This is a genomic window from Staphylococcus sp. HMSC072H03 (assembly GCF_001809305.1).
In the GTDB taxonomy this organism is placed as follows: Bacteria; Bacillota; Bacilli; order Staphylococcales; family Staphylococcaceae; genus Staphylococcus; species Staphylococcus hominis.
Genome location: NZ_KV796872.1, coordinates 57,914 through 77,954 on the forward strand (window position 1 = coordinate 57,914; position 20,041 = coordinate 77,954).

The 20,041-nt window shown below is 29.1% G+C and carries 21 protein-coding genes and 1 pseudogene; 6 read left to right on the plus strand and 16 right to left on the minus strand.

Annotation, left to right across the window (positions count from 1 at the left end):
- Positions 1–123: 123 nt before the first annotated feature.
- A complete protein-coding gene (locus tag HMPREF2578_RS01575; RefSeq protein WP_017175257.1) occupies positions 124–1,506 on the plus strand; it encodes an aldehyde dehydrogenase in 1,383 nt (460 codons plus the stop codon).
- A gap of 57 nt (positions 1,507–1,563) precedes the next feature.
- Here HMPREF2578_RS01575 and HMPREF2578_RS01580 read toward each other — a convergent pair whose 3' ends face one another.
- Together HMPREF2578_RS01580 and HMPREF2578_RS10960 are read right to left on the minus strand one after the other, a co-directional pair.
- Positions 1,564–2,610, minus strand: a complete 1,047-nt coding sequence (locus tag HMPREF2578_RS01580; protein WP_017175258.1) for a 6-phosphogluconolactonase — start codon at positions 2,608–2,610, stop codon at positions 1,564–1,566.
- 122 nt (positions 2,611–2,732) lie between these two features.
- Entirely contained in the window at positions 2,733–2,906 is a 174-nt protein-coding gene (locus HMPREF2578_RS10960) for a hypothetical protein (RefSeq protein WP_002450085.1), read from the minus strand.
- A 279-nt stretch (positions 2,907–3,185) separates the two neighbouring features.
- Here HMPREF2578_RS10960 and HMPREF2578_RS01585 point away from each other — a divergent pair, with 279 nt between their 5' ends.
- Positions 3,186–4,226, plus strand: coding sequence for a C45 family autoproteolytic acyltransferase/hydrolase (locus HMPREF2578_RS01585; RefSeq protein ID WP_017175259.1), 1,041 nt, complete (start codon positions 3,186–3,188; stop codon positions 4,224–4,226).
- A gap of 65 nt (positions 4,227–4,291) precedes the next feature.
- Here the strand turns inward: HMPREF2578_RS01585 and HMPREF2578_RS01590 are convergent, their stop codons facing one another.
- The 9 genes from HMPREF2578_RS01590 to HMPREF2578_RS01630 all read right to left on the minus strand — a co-directional run bounded on the left by HMPREF2578_RS01590 (position 4,292) and on the right by HMPREF2578_RS01630 (position 10,286).
- The gene (locus HMPREF2578_RS01590) at positions 4,292–5,134 is read right to left on the minus strand and encodes a DUF4097 family beta strand repeat-containing protein (protein ID WP_017175260.1); all 843 of its coding nucleotides are present in this window, start codon (positions 5,132–5,134) and stop codon (positions 4,292–4,294) included.
- The gene (locus HMPREF2578_RS01595; RefSeq protein ID WP_017175261.1) at positions 5,134–5,688 is read right to left on the minus strand and encodes an HAAS signaling domain-containing protein; all 555 of its coding nucleotides are present in this window, start codon (positions 5,686–5,688) and stop codon (positions 5,134–5,136) included. The genes HMPREF2578_RS01590 and HMPREF2578_RS01595 overlap by 1 nt, the downstream gene beginning before the upstream one ends.
- 48 nt (positions 5,689–5,736) lie before the next feature.
- Complete coding sequence (locus HMPREF2578_RS01600; protein WP_002450066.1) at positions 5,737–6,222, minus strand: hypothetical protein; 486 nt, start codon at positions 6,220–6,222, stop codon at positions 5,737–5,739.
- A gap of 145 nt (positions 6,223–6,367) precedes the next feature.
- Entirely contained in the window at positions 6,368–7,096 is a 729-nt protein-coding gene (locus tag HMPREF2578_RS01605) for a phenol-soluble modulin export ABC transporter permease subunit PmtD (RefSeq protein WP_017175262.1), read from the minus strand.
- Complete coding sequence (locus HMPREF2578_RS01610) at positions 7,097–7,969, minus strand: phenol-soluble modulin export ABC transporter ATP-binding protein PmtC (RefSeq protein WP_017175263.1); 873 nt, start codon at positions 7,967–7,969, stop codon at positions 7,097–7,099.
- 17 nt (positions 7,970–7,986) lie between these two features.
- A complete protein-coding gene (locus HMPREF2578_RS01615; protein ID WP_017175264.1) occupies positions 7,987–8,649 on the minus strand; it encodes a phenol-soluble modulin export ABC transporter permease subunit PmtB in 663 nt (220 codons plus the stop codon).
- Complete coding sequence (locus HMPREF2578_RS01620; RefSeq protein WP_017175265.1) at positions 8,646–9,545, minus strand: phenol-soluble modulin export ABC transporter ATP-binding protein PmtA; 900 nt, start codon at positions 9,543–9,545, stop codon at positions 8,646–8,648. Before HMPREF2578_RS01620 ends, HMPREF2578_RS01615 begins: the two co-directional genes overlap by 4 nt.
- Positions 9,542–9,922, minus strand: coding sequence for a PSM export ABC transporter transcriptional regulator PmtR (locus HMPREF2578_RS01625; protein WP_002450053.1), 381 nt, complete (start codon positions 9,920–9,922; stop codon positions 9,542–9,544). The genes HMPREF2578_RS01620 and HMPREF2578_RS01625 overlap by 4 nt, the downstream gene beginning before the upstream one ends.
- Before the next feature lie 187 nt (positions 9,923–10,109).
- A complete protein-coding gene (locus HMPREF2578_RS01630) occupies positions 10,110–10,286 on the minus strand; it encodes an SE1626 family protein (RefSeq protein ID WP_002455099.1) in 177 nt (58 codons plus the stop codon).
- A gap of 469 nt (positions 10,287–10,755) precedes the next feature.
- On the opposite strand from HMPREF2578_RS01630, the gene HMPREF2578_RS01635 reads away from it, so the two are divergent.
- Complete coding sequence (locus HMPREF2578_RS01635; RefSeq protein WP_017175267.1) at positions 10,756–12,042, plus strand: aminotransferase class I/II-fold pyridoxal phosphate-dependent enzyme; 1,287 nt, start codon at positions 10,756–10,758, stop codon at positions 12,040–12,042.
- A gap of 50 nt (positions 12,043–12,092) precedes the next feature.
- Here the strand turns inward: HMPREF2578_RS01635 and HMPREF2578_RS01640 are convergent, their stop codons facing one another.
- The 4 genes and pseudogenes from HMPREF2578_RS01640 to groES form a co-directional block, all read right to left on the minus strand.
- Positions 12,093–12,764: a type 1 glutamine amidotransferase gene (locus HMPREF2578_RS01640; RefSeq protein ID WP_017175268.1), complete on the minus strand. Its 672-nt coding sequence runs from the start codon at positions 12,762–12,764 to the stop codon at positions 12,093–12,095.
- A 181-nt stretch (positions 12,765–12,945) separates the two neighbouring features.
- Positions 12,946–13,155: pseudogene (locus HMPREF2578_RS01645) on the minus strand (hypothetical protein); the annotation flags it as partial.
- 518 nt (positions 13,156–13,673) lie between these two features.
- Entirely contained in the window at positions 13,674–15,293 is a 1,620-nt protein-coding gene (gene groL / locus HMPREF2578_RS01650; RefSeq protein ID WP_017175271.1) for a chaperonin GroEL, read from the minus strand.
- 56 nt (positions 15,294–15,349) lie between these two features.
- Complete coding sequence (gene groES, locus HMPREF2578_RS01655; RefSeq protein WP_017175272.1) at positions 15,350–15,637, minus strand: co-chaperone GroES; 288 nt, start codon at positions 15,635–15,637, stop codon at positions 15,350–15,352.
- A gap of 174 nt (positions 15,638–15,811) precedes the next feature.
- Here groES and mroQ point away from each other — a divergent pair, with 174 nt between their 5' ends.
- Positions 15,812–16,552, plus strand: coding sequence for an intramembrane glutamic endopeptidase MroQ (gene mroQ, locus HMPREF2578_RS01660; RefSeq protein WP_037541691.1), 741 nt, complete (start codon positions 15,812–15,814; stop codon positions 16,550–16,552).
- Between the two features lie 55 nt (positions 16,553–16,607).
- On the opposite strand, the gene HMPREF2578_RS01665 is transcribed toward mroQ, so the two are convergent.
- Positions 16,608–18,011: an SdrH family protein gene (locus tag HMPREF2578_RS01665; protein ID WP_070508221.1), complete on the minus strand. Its 1,404-nt coding sequence runs from the start codon at positions 18,009–18,011 to the stop codon at positions 16,608–16,610.
- A gap of 177 nt (positions 18,012–18,188) precedes the next feature.
- Here HMPREF2578_RS01665 and HMPREF2578_RS01670 point away from each other — a divergent pair, with 177 nt between their 5' ends.
- Together HMPREF2578_RS01670 and HMPREF2578_RS01675 are read left to right on the plus strand one after the other, a co-directional pair.
- The gene (locus tag HMPREF2578_RS01670) at positions 18,189–18,812 is read left to right on the plus strand and encodes a nitroreductase family protein (RefSeq protein WP_017175275.1); all 624 of its coding nucleotides are present in this window, start codon (positions 18,189–18,191) and stop codon (positions 18,810–18,812) included.
- A gap of 130 nt (positions 18,813–18,942) precedes the next feature.
- Positions 18,943–19,728: a carbon-nitrogen family hydrolase gene (locus HMPREF2578_RS01675; RefSeq protein WP_017175276.1), complete on the plus strand. Its 786-nt coding sequence runs from the start codon at positions 18,943–18,945 to the stop codon at positions 19,726–19,728.
- Positions 19,729–20,041 lie beyond the last annotated feature (313 nt).

The following is a 20,041-nucleotide window of genomic DNA, read 5'->3' on the forward strand; positions in this document are numbered from 1 at the left end:
CCTTTTTTTAATTTATTTTAATCATTCATTCAAATGTTTTAACCTTGGATACATTTAACTAAAATTATATAGTCAATCACACCTATAACGGTATTGGGATTGACTGTACAGGAGGTACTACAATTGAATTTAATAGAAAAACAATTTCAAGAAAGTAAACAGTTTTTTAAAACACATCAAACTAAAGATATCAAATTTCGTAAACAACAATTAAAACTATTAAGTAAAAGTATTAAAGACCATGAAACAGAATTATTAGAGTCGTTAAAAATAGACTTAGGGAAAGGTTCAGTAGAAGCGTATGCTACTGAAATTGGTATACTTTTAAAAAGTATAAAAACAGCTCGTAAAGAATTAAAAAACTGGGCTAAAACTAAGCAAGTAGATACACCCCTATTTATGTTTCCATCAAAGAGTTATATTAAGCCTGAGCCTTATGGGACAATATTAATTATCGGTCCCTTTAATTATCCTGTACAACTTTTATTCGAACCTCTTATTGGTGCTATAGCAGCTGGTAATAACGCCATCATTAAACCTTCTGAACTTACTCCTCATGTTGCACAAGTAGTGCGAAAAGTGATTGAGGATGTATTTACAAGCGATTTTGTAGCTGTCGTTGAAGGTGGCGTTGAAGAAACTCAAACATTAATCAATCTTCCATTTGATTATATATTCTTTACTGGTAGCGAAAATGTAGGTCGAATTGTTTACGAAGCAACAAGTAAAAATTTAGTTCCTGTCACACTTGAACTTGGTGGTAAATCACCAGTGATTGTAGATGAAACTGCTAATATTAAAGTAGCAAGTGATCGTATTAGCTTTGGTAAATTCACCAATGCTGGTCAAACTTGTGTAGCACCAGATTACATTTTAGTGAATAGAAAAGTTAAAAATGAATTAATTCAATCATTTAAACAATCTATTGAAGAATTCTATGGCAAAAATATTCAAAATAGTCCTGATTTTGGACGTATTGTTAATACAAAACATTTTAATCGACTTTCTGAATTATTAGCAATACATCGTAATGAAGTGATTTTTGGTGGGCATACGGATGAAAATGAACAATATATCGAACCTACAATTTTAGACGGCATTACCCCACAATCTAAAATTATGGAAGAAGAAATTTTTGGTCCATTATTACCCATCATCGTCTACGATGATTTTAATGAAGCGATAGATATTATTCAAAGCAAATCTAAACCTCTAAGCTTATATTTATTTAGTGAAGATGAAAATACAACGAACTGTGTGCTAGAAGAATTGTCATTTGGTGGCGGTGCAATCAATGACACTTTAATGCATTTAGCTAACCCAAATTTACCTTTTGGTGGCGTAGGTGCTTCAGGAATTGGCGAATATCATGGCAAATATTCATTTGATACATTTAGTCATATGAAATCATATATTTTTAAATCTACTCGACTAGATTCGAGTATTATCTATCCCCCTTATAAAGGTAAATTCAAATATATTAGAACATTTTTCAAAAACTTATAAAAAAATCCCTATAATGGCTCACTTTACAAGTGTTTACATTATAGGGATATTTTTTATCTATAACAATGAATTCAAGAAATCAACAAATACACCTTCAGGTGCGGTATACTGATTGTCAGTAGCAATCAACATACCACTATTTGTATCACGTCTAAATACTGTTAGCGCGTAATTTCCTTCTTGATGTGCACATACAAGGTATTCATCTGACTCAGTAATATTAAAATCTCTTGGAAATTCTCCCCCGCTTTTTACTATTTCAATCGGGTTAATTCCTTTTCCATCATCAACTACTGTAAATATCGCTATACTATCATGTCCGCGATTACTAATATATAGATTTTGTTGATCATGAGATAGTCTCACAGCTGCTAATTTAGTTTCTCCAGTGAAATCTTCAGGAATCGTTAAATGACGTTCAATTTCTTCAAATTTTCCATCATGATATTGTACAACGCTTACTCTATTAGATAACTCATGAACAACATACGCGTATGTCCCATTATTATGGAATTCAATATGACGCGGTCCATCTTCAGCATGGAATTTTGATACTGCATGTTCTTTAAACCCTTCAACTCCGAATGTATATGTTACAATTTTATCTGCACCTAAATCAGTCACAGCTACATATTTATGGTCAGGGGTTTCTCTAATAAAATGAATATGATTATGATCTTGACGCTCATGTGTTCCAGTTGGATAACTATGTTCTAACTCTTCAATTAATTTTACCACTTCGCCTGTCTCTGGATTAAGTTGATATATACGTGCTATTCCAGCAGTATAAACCGCTTCGAATAAGAAGTTATGATCACTAGAAACAGAAATATAACACCCTGTTCCATTCTCTGAAGCTAAACATTTATTAATGAGTGTAAGCTGTCCATTCTCGTCTTTTTTAAATGCAGCCACACCACATGCTTCATTCTCTTTAGTAATTGCATACAAAAATTGTTCAGTTTGAGCAAGATAAGTCGATGCTTCGATATCATATCCTGTATCTACTGATTGTATTTCTCCATTATCTTCATTAAGTTCGAATATATAAATACCCTTACCTTCTTTTTTTGTATAAGACCCCACATAACCTTTGGTTGTCATTTTAATACCTCCATTATATTCAATATTATTAACATTTATACTAGCCAATTGTATTTATTTAAGAGTAATAAAAAAAACCAGTAACTTCAAATGAAATTACTGGTATATAGTACATCGTTGCATTAAGCATTATTGCTTTCAATATCAGATACGATTTCTTTTGTTTTTCTTTCGATATCTTCAAAGTCTTTTTTGAAAATAAAGCCAAATACTACTACTACTACACCAACAACTAGTGCTGTAATAGCTGTAAAGCTTAATAAGAATTTAAATAAACCTTTAATGAAATCCCACATTTATGTTTCACCCCTGTACTTAAAATAAATACGTTTACATTAAATCATTTTAACATAGTTAACGTTATGATTAAATACATACCTTTTTATATATTATTTCAAACCTAAAATTAAAGATTTTTAAAAAATCAAATATTTTTTCTTTATTTATAATGAATGACATTTATCTTATTTACACAGTGAATTACTATCATATATAAATAAACATTATAAGACTTTAAATTTAATATAAATTATTGTTCAATATAAATAATAAAACAAATGATAGGAGGATTTTTCATGCAAGAAGTTAAGTCAGATATTATGACCTTTCGCGGATCACATTTTGATTTAGGTATCAAAACTGCTCAGTGGTTAAAACAGACGCCCTTACTAGAAAATAGAGAACGTGAATGGAAGAAGCGTATACCTCGTTTTGACATTGATGTTAATGAAACATATAGCATTTTCCAAACGTATGCACCAGAAATCTGGGAAGAATTATTAGGAATGCAAGAGATATTAAATTTACCGACTAAACAAATGATTTTAAATTTCGGTCACTATCGTTTTACTGATTTAAATGAAAGTGGATGTACAGTTTTTCAAGGTAAAGATTATATGGTTCGTAATTATGACTATCATCCTGCTACATATGATGGCAGATATCTTCTTTATCAACCAAATGATGGTGGACTCGCGCAAATAGGACCAACCTCTAGAGTAACTGGTCGTATGGATGGTATGAATGAAGCAGGTCTTGTGATGGGATATAATTTTATGCACCGTAAGCATCCTGCAAATGGATTTGTATGTTATATGGTAGGACGACTTGTCTTAGAATATTGTAAAGATGTAAAAGAAGCAATTCAATTTCTAAAAGAGTTACCCCATAGAAGTTCATTTAGTTATATTTTAATGGATAAGCATTTAAATCATGCAATTGTTGAAATTACGCCACGCTCATTTGATGTTAGATATGATAAAGTTTGTACTAATCACTTTGAAATATTAACACATGAAAATCGTAACTATACCAAAGAATCTAAAGAACGTCTTGCTCGCACAATTAGTCAAACTTCAGAAGATATAGATAAATATACTGCGTTTAAACTTTTTAATGATCCTAAATATAATATTTATAGTAAGTTATTTAAAAGTTGGTCAGGAACGATTCATACATCAATGTATGAACCTAAACATTTAAAAGCTTGGATGACATTAGGTGAGAATAGACCCCCTCTATCTATCGACTTTCAATCATGGTTAGAGGGTCATGAACTTGATTTAATAGAATTTACTGGAAAGCTAGATACTGATTTAACATTTGCTACGTATTAATAAAAAAAGATTAGATAAACGTTTTAAAATTTAATTAATCAACGTTTTGTCTAATCTTTTTCATCCTATTTAATATTTATATCACCTTTAACGTTATAACACTCTATAATATTATAACTATTACCTACTTTGCTATCTTTAAAATAAGGATTCTTAATGTTATTGTCACCCATTCCTGGATGTAGTTTTAACAAGGTGTCTTTAGGCTTGGTTTTATAATCAATGTTTATATCACCTTTTTTACTTGAGCTCTTCATATCAATTTGACTTGGCATGTTTTTAAAGTCAAGCTTTCCTTCATTTGTAATGAACAATCCATTTTTCAAGGTACAATGATTAACCACAATATTAGAATGTATTACTTTAAATTGACTATTTTTTATATCACTATTTTTTATATTAATTGTGCCATGATCACTATAATAATCAATACGATCAAGTTTAGCTTCTTTGATATTTAAATTTTCTCCGTCTTTTCTAATTCTAGCTTTTTTGATATCTATGTTATTAATATTTAATTTTCCTAATTTAGCATCAATATTTAATTGTTTTAATTTATCAGGTGGAATGGTTATATGTATGTTGAACTTACTTCTTTTAAAAGGGTTTAGATTAAAGCTATATCCTCTTTTAGAAGAACGTGATTCTTTTACATTTAAGCTGCCTTTTTGAGTGTTCACTTTTATACTATTGTCCCCATAATATTTCACTCTAAATGAAGAACCTTGAGTAATAGTGATATCAGAACTATAACTATCTATATTCAATTTAGAGATAGATGATTGATGAAACGTTTCATTATATTTCAGTCGTTTATAGATATCTTTATCATGAACAAACCATACTAACGTGGCTGCTAGAAAAAAAACAACAAATATAACTAATCCACTTATTGTTAATTTTTTCATCACTGGATTCTTCCTTTAATTATTTTTATATACCATGATAAATATTTTAAAACAAGTTTATATAAATTCTGAACAATTTTTATTATTGCAACGAACACTAATATACCTATACCAGCATAAGAAATACTATAAAGAAAATTACTTAAAGAGTCAGGAGTACCTTTAAGAATACTAATAATAATTAATAAGATAGGTAAACAAATAAGCACAATTGAAATGACGAAAACAAAGGCTAGAAATATTAAGAATATTATAATTGGGATAACAATTAAGAAGAAAGAAATAACGCCCAAACTTAATGATGCCATAATAGCTTTTACAATATTACGAAAGTTAGGTGTAACTTTAGCATGTGAAATTGCTTCTTTAGCTTTTATTTCTTTTCCAATAGTATAAGGATTTTTCAAATCATCTAATATTTGAGCATCTGTCTTGCCTTTTGTTTCTTGATTATAAAAGATATCTTCATATTCATTCATAACTTTATCTTTTTCTTTACGTGGTAAATCATCAAGTTCCGTTTCCAGTTCATTCAAAAAAGTAATTTTATCCATTTCTCTTTCACATACTTTCTTAAAACATAAATTTATTTTTATTAACTATCAACGACTAAAGAATTCAATTCGCTTAACAATATTATCTTTATATAAAATTGATAATTTCATGTGATGATCTTTATCAAGATACACTAAAGCATCATAACCTTTACCTACCTTATCTTTGTCATAGTTATAACCTAGATTATCTATAACAGCATCGATTTGGTCACCTATATGAACATCAAAATTTGTGTTAACAAAAGTATCTTTAACTAAGATAATTCCTTTAATTTTGTGATGTTTTTTCTTGACTTTTATTGTTAAATTTTTATATTTATTATGATTATAAAAAACATACCTATCTAATTTCACATGCTTATTTAAACTATATTCTGAGTTATCAAACGTTTCATTAAGCTTTAAATGATTAATTTCTACATCACTTAAATCAACCGTTTTTTCATTTTTATAAATTGTCAATCCTAGTACAACTAATAAAGAAATGACAATAAATAAAATTGAGATAACCCATCTATTTTGAATATGCAATAGGACCACCACTTATATACTTATTTTTTTTAATATATCATAACTATGATTATATTCAAAAAATATTAAAGTACCTTTCAATGCAAATAAAACTGGCGACAAAAATTGAACGTATCGTCGCCAGTTTTATTAAAAAGTTATTAATTTAAATGTCTCGTTTAGCAGCATAAAGTACATCAGCGATAAATAAAATAACAATAGATGCAATAGAAATGAACCATTGCCAATTCGTAAATTTAATACTACCTGATGATGATTTTTCTGTTAAGTAACTAAAAGGTATATATTTGAGTGATTTTTGAATATTATCGCCCCATTCAGGGATTAAGCCTAAAAATGGTTGTAAAAATGGTACGATAAACACTAAAAAGATACCTAATGTAAAAATGACTGCTGGTTTTTGGACAATTAAAGTAATTAAGAATAATAATAGTCCAAAAAATAGTAAGAAGATAAGATAGAACCAAATATTCGTTAGGAATTTATCTCCATTTAAATTTTTACCATCTGTAAAAGTCTGAATAACTAAAAGTGTAACATACGTGATAAGTGTAAATATGAACGAAAAAATAATAATCGAAATCGTTTTCGCTATCACATAACCTACTCTATTTTTCACTTTATTCATATAAAGTTGAATCGTTCCTTGAGAGTAGTCACGTGTAATTGTTTTAATAACAACGAGTAAACCAAAGAATAGAAACATCCAATTTGCCATTGGTAATATCATTGAATAATCGACTTTATCATTATTTTTTGCTAATAGTACAGTCATTGCTGTGATGATACCCCAGATACATATAAGCGCGATATATGTTAAATAACTTTTAAAAAAACTTAATATATCATATTTAACTAATTGTAAACTCTTCATCTAATGGTCACCTCTTTGATTAATATTAAAGTACGTATCTCGAAGCGAATTTTTACGTGTTTCAATATATTTAGGATACACATTAATATGTGCGAGCGCTTTAAGCAATGTTCGATAATCTCGTTCTGCTTTAATAAGAATTTCTCCATTTTGTTTATAAGAATGAATAACATTAAAATGTTCTTGTAAATAATTTAGCGCTTGATCAAAATCATCATTGTCCAACGTAATAGAGGTACTTTCTTCTGCACTACCATCTTTCATATTGACATCTTGAACGAAATGTCCATCTCTTAAAAAGACAGCTCTATCACAAATCAATTCGATGTCTTCTAATTTATGACTTGAAATAAGAATTTTCATATTTAATTCATTTACTAAAGATTGTATCGTTTCTAGAACATCGATTGAGCCATCTGGATCCATACCATTCGTAGGTTCATCCAAAATAAGATATTTTGGTTTGTTCATTAATGATACGGCAATCGCTAATTTTTGTTTCATACCCATTGAATATTTTTTAACTTTTTTCTTAATATAAGGACGCATACCAAAAGCATCTATAATTTTATCTGAATAGGCTTTATCAAATCCTTGACCAAGCACCTGAGCAAAGAGTCTTAAATTATAAAGCCCCGTTTTATTATCATAAAGTTTTGGATGTTCAATGAGATAGCCAATATTTTCATCATCTTTTAAATTAACTTTACCTTTGTAATTAATAATATTTCCATTCATCACTTTCATCAGTGTAGTTTTACCTACACCGTTTTTACCAATGAGTCCTACAATTTTGCTATCTCCAAAATCAAAATCTATATTGTCTAAAACATTATGATTACCGTATGTTTTAGTAATATTTTCTAATTTCATAAAAGTCCTCCTTTTTTCTAGCGACGATTAATACGTGCTATTTGAATAAAATAATTTATAACTAGCCAAATCACACTTATAATAACTAATCCAATACTTAAATATTTATTAAATACATTTGGATCAAGTGCATTATGAAAGATAAATAAATTAATAGTCAAAAAGATAAATGCAATTGCCATCGGTATAGCAAGTACCATTAAAATAATATAAACAGTGTAAGAAATATATTCTCTTTTTCTTTCTGTACTTTTACTAAAGGCAATAGGAATGCTAAATAAATTTACACTTAAAAATGAAAGTGCTGTTGAATAACGCAACTCATTTACCTGAATATTTGTTGATTGAAAATTATATAATCCAATAATCAATGTTCCTAAAATCGTTAATATAATACATGTCAGATAATTTGCATTAAGCAATTCTTTCTTAGTTATTGGTAAACTTTCATAAAAAAGATACGCCTCTTTTCCACCTAACCGTCTATGTACTCTAAATAATTGTCCTGAATCTAAAATGCTTATAATCATTAATGTAATGGCAAGTGGAATATATACAACGAAACCATAGCTTGTTTTTGAAAAAAATAGTGTATAAATAGGATTAATAACAATAAGCACTAAATAAATGATAAGCGTCCAACGTCTTAACTTAAAATTTCTTATTATTAGTTGCTTCATGTCATCAACCCGTTTCTATTTTGAGTTTCAACATCATTAGTTTCTTTCATTTTCTCAAGGTAAATCATTAATTCTTCAATCGTTGGATGTTTTATTTCAACTTGTTTTCCAAATAGTTCCTTAAATGTTTGACCATGTTTTGTAAAACCAACATAACCTGTATGCTTTTCTTCTTTATATAAAAGGAGTTGATTTAATTCATCATCTAAATCTTTGTTATCACCTTTTACGATAAAATATTTCTCTTTTATATCATCACAATAGCCTTCAAGTACAAGATTGCCTGTTTTTATATATACAAGATAGTCTGCTATTTTTTCTAAGTCTGAAATAATATGAGTCGAAATAAAAACCGTTTTATTTTCATCTATTAATTCTTGCTGCAATATTTCTAGAACTTCATTTCTTACAATTGGATCTAAACCTGCTGTTGGTTCATCCAATATAAATAACTCAGCGTGGTGACTTAAAGCAATGGCTAAAGATAACTTCATTTTCATTCCACTAGAGAAATGCTTAATTTTAAGATGACTTGGTATATTGAATCGCTCTAAATACTGATGGAATATATGACTATCCCACTTAGAATAGAAAGGAGAAATCATATTTTCTAGTTTTTTTATATTCCATTGTTGGTTGAAATACATTTCTGAGTAAACAAAACCAATTTTATTTTTGATCCATTTTGCCGACTCTTTCATTTGTCGTCCTAAGATTTTAATTTCTCCAGTATTAGGTTCAAGCAAATCCATCATTAATCGAATCATTGTTGTCTTGCCAGCACCATTACTCCCAATAAAGCCCGTAACAAACCCTTGAGGAATACTGAATGAAAGATCTTTGATTTGGAAAGTTTTAGTGTTATAACTTACGTGTTTAACTTCAATCGCTTTCATTCATCTTCCTCCTCGTAAATTAAAGCTAAAACTTCATTTAATTCTTTTAGAGGCATACCAATTGTTTTTGCTTCTTTTACCATGGAACGTGCAAGATGTTCAATTACAAAAAATTGTTTTTCTTTTAAAATTGAACTGTCTTGTTCTTTTACGAATGTTCCTTTACCTCTTATTGTTGTGACAAACCCTTCTTTTTCCAAATCTTCATAGGCACGCTTTGTTGTAATTAAACTGACTTGCAAATCTTTCGCCAGTTCCCTCATAGATGGTAAGTGACTTCCAGCTTCAACGTAACCTTTTAATATATTTTCTTTAATTTGTTGTTTAATTTGTTCATAAATGGGCTGTTCACTGGTGTTTTTTAGAATAACTTTCATTTATGTCCCCCTTTACAACTGTATATAAATAATATATACAGTATATACAGATTTGTAAAGTGAAATAATAAAAATAAGATAAAATCAGTATTCTTAAGACATAAGTTGTATATACACTATAAACATAGTTAAACAAAAAAACTATGATACAGTATTACAGTGGTAATTGCATCATAGTTTTCATATGTTACTTTTTATTTTTACGTCTGTCATTGCTACGATTAATAAATGCACATATCATAAACATAATGGCAGCCAATAATAACTTTATACCTTGACTTTCATGTCCAGTGGCTTGTAGATAATATCCAATGACAAACAAAACAATAGCTAAACCTACAAAAATTTTTGTTAGGTGTTTCATCATTTTTAGTCACCTCATTATGATAATTATATCAAATTTTTTATTTTATATGCATTAATCATTTATTTAATTAAAATTGAATTGTATATGCTCTATGTTAAGATAGTGTTATATCCACAAATTACATTACACACCCCTTAACTTGCCACATCAAGTTAAGGGGTTTTTGTGTAAGGCCATCTTATTTATTTTTCCACTTAGTTTCTAACCAAACTCGAAATATAATAAGCATACTCCCTGTTATAAGTGTGACTAAACCTTCTAATAACCACGACATTACACTACACCTCCACAAAGTAAAGTGTCATATCTCATGATGACCTATATATATTTTAACACACAAACAGAACATATGTTCCGTTTGTGAATAAAACACTTCTCTGATTTATTTTTTATTAGAAAACTTTATATTTTGTTTAATTCAAGATAATATATAATGTGAATAACAATTTAAAGCGAGGTTATGAAAATGAATCCTTTAGCACAACATTTAAACGATCAACTAGTCGATGACAGTCCTGAAATATTAAGCATGTTATCGAGATTAGGTCAATCTATGTTTTATCCCAAAGGTATTCTGTCTCAGTCTGCAGAAGCCAAATCAACAAAATACAATGCAACAATTGGTATGGCAACTAATGATAAAGGAAAAATGTATGCAGACACATTATTTGATGTCTACAATCATCTTTCTCCGGATGAGATTTTCCCATATGCTCCGCCACAAGGAATTGAAACTTTAAGAGATTTATGGCAACAAAAAATGTTAAAAGAAAATCCTAGTTTAAAAGCTTCATCTATAAGCCGTCCAATCGTGACGAATGCATTAACACATGGTTTATCTTTAGTTGCTGACTTATTTGTAAATGATGAAGATACAATTTTATTACCAACACATAACTGGGGAAACTATAAACTTATTTTTAATACAAGACATAATGCAAATATTGAAACTTATGCTATTTTCGATCAAGATGGACATTATACAACAAATTCACTTGTATCTACTTTAGATAATTTTAAACAAGATAAAGCAATTATTATCTTAAATTATCCTAATAATCCAACAGGCTATACACCTACTCAAGAAGAAGTTCATACAATTGTCTCAGCAATTGAACGCTTAGCAGAAAAAGGAACTAAGGTGATTACAGTCGTAGATGATGCATACTATGGTTTATTTTATGAAGATGTCTATACACAATCTATTTTTACTGCAATTACTCAATTAGATTCAAAAAACATTCTACCGATACGCCTTGACGGTGCAACTAAAGAATTTTTTGCTTGGGGTTTACGTGTTGGCTTCCTTACATTTGGATTAAATAATCAAAAAGCTAAAGACGTATTAGAGGCTAAAGTTAAAGGATTAATTAGAAGTAATATTTCAAGTGGAGCAATGCCTTCTCAAAGTGCAATTAAATATATACTAGAGAACCATGAACAATTTGATAAAGAAATACAAGCTAATGTAAAAACACTACAAGAGCGTTATGAAGTAACAAAAGAAGTAGTTTATGATGAAAAATATAAACAACATTGGCAAGCATATGATTTTAACTCTGGATACTTTATGGCACTTAAAGTAATCGGTGTTAACCCTGAAGAACTTCGTGTTCATTTAATCGATAAATACTCAATTGGTATTATTGCACTTAATGATACAGATATTCGTATTGCTTTTAGTTGTGTTGAAAAAAACGATATTCCACATGTTTTTGATTCTATTGCTAAAGCAATTGATGACTTAAAATAACATAAAAGTATAATAGCGAGAGACCTAACTAGGAAGGCTCTCGCTATTTTTTAATGACTTGTAATAAAATCTAATAATTTAAACATTACTTCTTTATTCTCTTTTGGTACTTCTTGGTTAAGAATCTGTTCTGACGTTTGATTTAATACGGAATCAACCGCGTATGAAGCATCATTCATGACAATCTCTTTTATATCATGAGCACTTGATTCAAAATGAAATTGTAGTCCGATAATATTATTATTCAAAATAAATCCTTGATTTTTTAAATATTGACTTGAAAATAATAATTGTGCATTTTTAGGTATATAAAATGTTTCTTCATGCCAATGTAATGCCATCAATTCTTTTGGAATATTAGGAATGATGGATGACTCAAGATAAACTTTATTCCAACCGACTTCTTTTACTGGAGATTTTCCTACAGTATATCCTAGTGCTTTAGTAATTTGTTGAGCGCCAAAACATATACCAAATATTGGCTTATTTTGCTGTATTAAATTGCGAATTAATTCTCTTTCTTCAAAAATCCATTTATCCTCATTATTAGGACTCATGGGTCCTCCTAAAATAATAAGTAAATCTGTTTCTTTAACATTGGGAATGATACCGCCATTAAAATAAGGATGATAAATATATAATTCATGGTGATGCTCGGTAGCCCAATCTCTGATAACTCCAGGACCTTCATTAGGGGTATGTTGTAAAATATTAATCCTCATTGCTGATTCTCCTTTAAAAGTCAATGTTTATTTATATCTTTGATATCATTATACTTCGAAACACTTAAAATAAATATCATAAAAATTATATAATTTTTATATTTAAAAACTTTTATAATAAATCCAATATATATAAAGAATCTAAGACAATCATTTTTTGCCATAGACTCCAATATAAAACTCATACTTTTCTATTTCCTATTAAGTCACTATAGTATTTAATAGGGTTCATTCCATCTTTCCATGTAGTATAAATCAGTGTTCCACCTTGTTTTTTGAATTTTTCATTACTAGCACCACGTTCAAATGAAGACGCTAGTTCAATATTCATATTAGGATTAACATTTAATAAATTTGCATACTATTTAGCCCACACATCACCTTTAACTGGATCATTTTGAATTAACTAATCAATATTTCAGTACAGATTCACTCTATAATCAAAACCGTCAGAAAATTAAATAACAACATAAATATAAAAAGCAAGAATTCTTTTATCACTATATTAATCTATATTATTATTTTGATTATTAAATTTAGCATTTTTATTTATTATCTTTTTCTTTTTTTCAATTTGTATATTAAATAAAATTGTTGAAAATCAAAAGATGTAAAATTTCGACAAGTTTTATGTAAAAAATATTTAAATTATATTTAAAGATATCAGTAAAGCTAAACAAATAATTAAAGAATATGTCCATTTTTTTAATATAAAAAACTAACATTAAAAATGGCTGATTTTGCATAAAACAAAACCAACCATATCTTTTAATTATTTACTTGTCTATTTGACAAAGCACACTTCAAAATGAACTTATCAGTCTTTTTATTATATTTCCTAAATTTCTATAACTAAATTATGACCAGTAAAAACACAAAACATTGATATATCAACATTTATAGGCGTTTTTACATCATACCTGGCATACCGCCCATTGCAGCATTATCATTACTTTCAGGCTCTGGGATATTTGCAACTACCGCTTCAGTAGTTAAGAACATTGCAGCAACACTTGCAGCGTGTTGTAAAGCTGAACGTGTTACCTTAGTAGGATCTACAATACCTTCTTCAAGCATATTCACCCACTCGTTTGTAGCAGCATTGAATCCGACACCTGCATCAGCATGTTTAAGTCTTTCAACAATAACTGAACCTTCTAATCCAGCATTTTCAGCAATTTGACGTACTGGTGCTGATAAAGCTTTAAGTACAATATTAACACCTGTCGCAACATCGCCTTCCGCTTCTATTTTTTCAACTTTATTATAGATATTAACTAATGCTGTACCGCCACCTGCAACAATACCTTCTTCAACTGCAGCGCGTGTAGAATTTAACGCATCTTCAATACGTAATTTACGTTCTTTTAATTCTGTTTCAGAAGCAGCACCTACTTTTATCACTGCTACGCCACCAGCTAATTTAGCAAGACGTTCTTGTAATTTTTCTCTATCAAAGTCTGAATCAGTTTCTTCAATTTGTGCTTTGATTTGACTTACACGTGCATCAATACTGTTATCGTCTCCATCACCATCAACAACAGTTGTATTATCTTTTGTTACTTCTACTTTATTTGCAGTACCTAACATATCAATAGAAGCATCTTTTAATTCTAATCCTAAATCATCTGTAATCACTGTTGCGCCAGTCAATATTGCTAAATCTTCTAACATTGCTTTACGACGATCACCAAAGCCAGGTGCTTTAACAGCTACAGCAGTGAATGTTCCTCTCATGCGGTTTAATACAATATTTGTTAATGCATCACCTTCGACTTCATCTGCCACAATTAAGATTGGTCGACTTGATTGAACAACTTGTTCTAATAAAGGTAGTATATCTTGGAATGATGAAATTTTCTTATCTGTAACTAAAATATATGGTCTTTCTAATTCCGCAATCATTTTATCAGAATCTGTTACCATATATGGAGATTGATAACCTCTATCAAATTGCATACCTTCTACAACTTCTAGTTCCGTATCAAGTCCATTAGATTCTTCAATTGTAATAACACCGTCATTACCTACTTTGTCCATTGCTTCAGAAATATATTTACCAATTTCTTCATCAGCAGCAGAAATTGCACCTACTTGTGCGATTTCATTTTTATTTTCAACTTTTTGAGAAATATCATGTAATGCTTCAACTGCTACTCTGACTGCTTTATCAATGCCTTCACGTAAACCAACTGGATTTGCACCACTTGTTACGTTTTTCAAACCTTCTTGAATCATTGCTTGTGCTAATACTGTAGCAGTTGTAGTACCATCACCAGCAATTTCATTTGTTTTATTTGCTACTTCTTGAACTAATTTAGCACCCATATTTTCATATGGATCTTCTAATTCAATTTCTTTGGCAATTGTTACACCATCGTTTGTAATTAAAGGTGCAACATATTCTTTATCTAATACAACATTTCGACCTTTAGGACCAATTGTTACTTTAACAGCGTTTGCTAGTTTATCCACACCACGTAACATCGCTTGTCGAGCATCTTCTGAAAATTTAAGATCTTTAGCCATCTATACGACCTCCATTAATATTAATCATTTTTTTGACAATTTTTATATAGTTATTTTTACTTTTCTATAATTGCTAATATATCTTCTACATTTAAAATTAAATAAGTTTCTTCTCCACGTTTAATCTCTGATCCAGCATATTCTTGAAATACTACTGAATCACCTTCTTTTACTTCGGGAGCAACTGTCTCACCATTATCAAGAAGACGTCCGCTGCCTACCGCAACTACAACACCTTCGTTAGATTTTTCTTTTGCGCTATCAGTTAAAACGATTCCACTTTTAGTTGTTTCTTCTTGTTCTTTTCTTTCGATAATCACACGGTTTCCTAATGGTTTAAGCATGATTGTTCCTCCTTAGCAGGGTCTATTTAGCACTTTAATATAATGAGTGCTAACCTAATTTTTATAATAATCAAATTTGGTCAATATTTCAAGTAAAAACATTCTCTTACTTTTGTACATCTGAGTTTTTTACGATAAAATAAGAATTATTGATATTTAATCTGGAGGTTTCAAATGGCAAGAATTTGGGTGGCAATACTAACATTATTTATATACGCTTTAGCACAATTTTTACCCTTAGTTCTAGCACAGACGCCTATATTTAATCGTTTATCAGGTATGGCTTTAGCTAGGGCTGGAGTGTATACTCAAGTTATCTTATTTATACTTGCAGCAATTTTAATCATCTTTCTTCATTTCAAAATTAAGAATCCTACAAACTTAGAGCAAGAACATAAAGAATCAAAACGTTATATTATCCCATGGGCTGTACTTGGCTTTTTCATAGTTATGTTATATCAAGTTATTGTAGGTGTGATTAACATATGGATTTTCGGTCAACCACAACAAAGTCCAAATACTCAACGAATAATGGCTGTAGCAAAACAACTCCCTATTTTTATTATATTAATTTCTGTTGTAGGCCCTATTTTAGAAGAATATGTATTTAGAAAAGTGTTCTTTGGTGAACTATATGATCGAATTAAAGGAAATAGAATCATTGCCTTCTTAATTGCTTCTATCGTAAGTTCTTTACTTTTTGCATTAGCGCATAATGATATTAAATTTATTCTTATTTATTTTGGTATGGGGATGATACTTTCATTAGCTTATACTTTAACAAAACGAATTTCTGTTCCGATACTTATTCATATGTTTCAAAATGGCTTCGTTGTAGTAATGCAAATTTTCCTTGGCGATTCATTAAATCATTTAAAACAACAAACTCAATTTATTATTCATTTGTGTAACTAGCACATAATTTATCTTAATAAATAAAAGCATCGAATGCTCTAGACATTTGATGCTTTTACTTTTTTTTCGTTTTTAACTTTTGATATACATAAATTATCATTACAGTGGAAGATATTAAAATTAAAGTAGGAATCAGTATCATATTCAAAGTTTTTATATATGATTTTGATTCTGTTTTTTTATGAGAAGAAGTAATGACTTTTTTGTGTTGTTCTTCTTCCACTTCATCTTTATGAATTGTTTTTGGCTTTTTTAAATCAGGCATAGAGCCAATGTCATTTGTAATTAATGATAAAACTTGCTCATCTAAATTTTTATAATATTCTTTAGCATTAAGTGGATTAAAATATTGAAATCTAAAGTATTGAGAATCCTCTTGTAATATATTTAGATTTTGATTATCAAATTTTTGTTTCTTAATTAAATGATTAAAATCTTTATTTGTTATTTTTTCACCATTATCATCTAAATGATTAACCTTATTAATAATATAAGGGTTGTACTTATAAGCACCTTTTGCATATTGATTAAACCTATTTAAGATATTTTCTGAAAATCTTGACTCTATTTGATATATATTTGGATAAGTGGATTCTTTTCTTCTATCACTTTGAAAATATAGATTATTTTGCTTTAAATGTGTTGGTTCAAAGTTATTATGATTGTTTTCAACTAGTTGTCGTGAAAATAATTGGTTAAACATTGTTTTTGAAACACTATTTTGAGACTTACCCTTTTGATAATTAGTGTTTGAGTAAACATTGGATGAAGTATTATCGTTATATGGTTGTATGATTTGATTTTGTTTCGACTTCATTGATTTAGACATTACATTTTGATGTTCTTCTTGCTTAAAAATAGTTGAATCCTCATTTTTATAATTTTTACTTTTTTGTGCTGTTTTATATTTATTATGATTTTTTTCTTCAGAAGATGACGTGTTATTTTTATGAATATGTTCTATTCCACTCTTTTGTTGATTCTTATCATTAACTTTTTCTTTTTTTGGTTCTTCTATGCTATCAGTTTCCTTGTTCGTTTCATGTGCTTTCTCTGTTTTTGGTTCTTCAGGTTTATTAGTTTCGTTACTTTCTTGTTGTGATTCTTCTGCTTTTGATTCTTCCTTACTGTTAGTTTCGTTGCTTTCTTGTTGTGATTCTTCTGTTTTTGATTCTTCCTTACTGTTAGTTTCGTTACTTTCTTGTTGTGGTTCTTCTGCTTTTGATTCTTCTGTGTTGCTAGTTTCATCGCTAGTATGATTAAATTCGTTTATGTTTTCATTTTCATTACTGAGTTTAATTTTAGAATGCTGAGTGTCAGAAGTTTTTTGTAGGTTTACTTTCTGATCTACGTCTTCACTCTCTATATTAGAAGAGGTTTCAGCATAACTATAGTGACTGAATATAGTTGCACTTATAGCAAAAATAAGACTTGTTCGAATAACGTTTTGTTTTATCATTCTGAGACCTCCTCTTATTTTTAACAGTTTTAGTATAAAGAATAAAAAAATATCATGCATGTATATAAACAAATTGATAAAGAATATTAATATTTATGAAATTTTTTGTTATATAATAATTTACTTATTCTAGTATAAATTTTATACTGGATATATATTAAAAAAGGATATTATCTGATGGGATTATTTGATAAAGAAAACACAAAACCATTTTTAACTGAAGTTGAAAACAGACGTACAATTTATAAAACTAAAACATCTATTTCTATTAGTGATGAAGAATTAGAGGAATTGATTGAACATATTGTAAAATATATGCCTTCAGCTTTTAATTCACAATCAACACGTATTGTTTTATTACTTAACGATCAACATATTAAATTCTGGGAAAACGCTAAAACTGTACTCAAAGATGTAATAGGACCAGATCGCGACTTTGAACCTACAGATCAAAGAATTAATGGTTTCGAGCATGCCTACGGAACTATTTTATATTTTGAAGATGAAGATGTGATAAAATCATTACAAGAACAAATGCCATCATATGCTGATAATTTTGCTAATTGGGCTGTTCAAACAAATGCTATGTATCAATACGCCATTTGGACTGCACTAAGTTCAAAAGGTATCGGTGCATCGTTACAACACTATAATCCACTAGTTGATCAAATTACAGCACAAACATTTGATATTCCAGCATCATGGAAACTTGTAGCACAAATGCCATTTGGTGATATTGAAGAACAAGCTGGTGAAAAAGAAATTCACCCTACTGATCAACGATTTATTATTAAAAAATAATAAATTTAAACTTATCAATGAAGTATATTTCAATTAAGTCATTTTACCTTAATTGTAATGTGCTTCATTTTGCTTTTCATAGCTAAATTTAGTAAATTGAAATTATTAAGCAGGTTGAGGAGTGGTTAAAGTGAAAATACAAATATTCCAATTTTATGTCGAATATGGAAATGTTGAGAAAAATGAACAAAAAATTTCAGAATGGTTTAATACTCAATTAGATGCTGATACTGAAGTTGTTGTGTTACCAGAAATGTGGAACAATGGCTATGCTTTAGAAAAATTAAATGAAAAAGCAGATCAAGCATTATCACGTAGTTTTCCTTTCATTTCGAATCTTGCTCAAACATATCAAGTTGATATCGTCGCAGGATCTGTTTCAAATAAACGAAATAATAAAGTTTATAATACTGCTTTTACTGTTTCTAAAGAAGGCCGTCGTATTAACAAATATGATAAAGTTCATTTAGTTCCAATGCTAAATGAACCAGAATTTTTAGAAGATGGAAAAACAGTTCCAGAACCATTTACTTTATCATCAGGTGCGCTCGCCACTCAAATTATATGCTATGACTTAAGATTTCCTGAATTACTAAGATATCCCTCTAGAGAAGGTGCTCAAATCGCATTTTATGTCGCCGAATGGCCAACATCTCGCCTTAATCATTGGAGAAGCTTACTTCAAGCTAGAGCGATAGAAAATGATATTTTCATCGTCGCATGTAATGGCACAGGTCATGATGGAAATACTGAATACGCTGGACATTCAATGGTTATCAATCCTAATGGAGATATTCTTGATGAGTTAAACAGAGAAGAAGATACTATTTCAGTTGATATCAACATTCAAGAAGTATCACGTCAAAGAGATGCTATTCCAATCTTTAGAAATTTAAAACCTCATTTATATAAATAAAAAAAGTCGTGAGCTTGGGAGAGACTCACGACTTTTAATTAAGGGAATGTTTTACAGTTATTTTTCAATTTTTTGGGGATGTTATTAATTATGAAAAATTACATTGCATAACAATGTTTTGATAGCTTGCATATTGAAAATAATTACCTTCTATTCAGAATAGCTAAGTTAATTATTTTCTACTGAGTTAACACTTCAGCGAGTATTATGCATTTTTCATCAATAAGTTGGGATAACTTATTAATGAATAGAACTACACGAAGAAATAAATAAATGAAATATTTCACTATGAAAATCGTTATTATCGAATAAC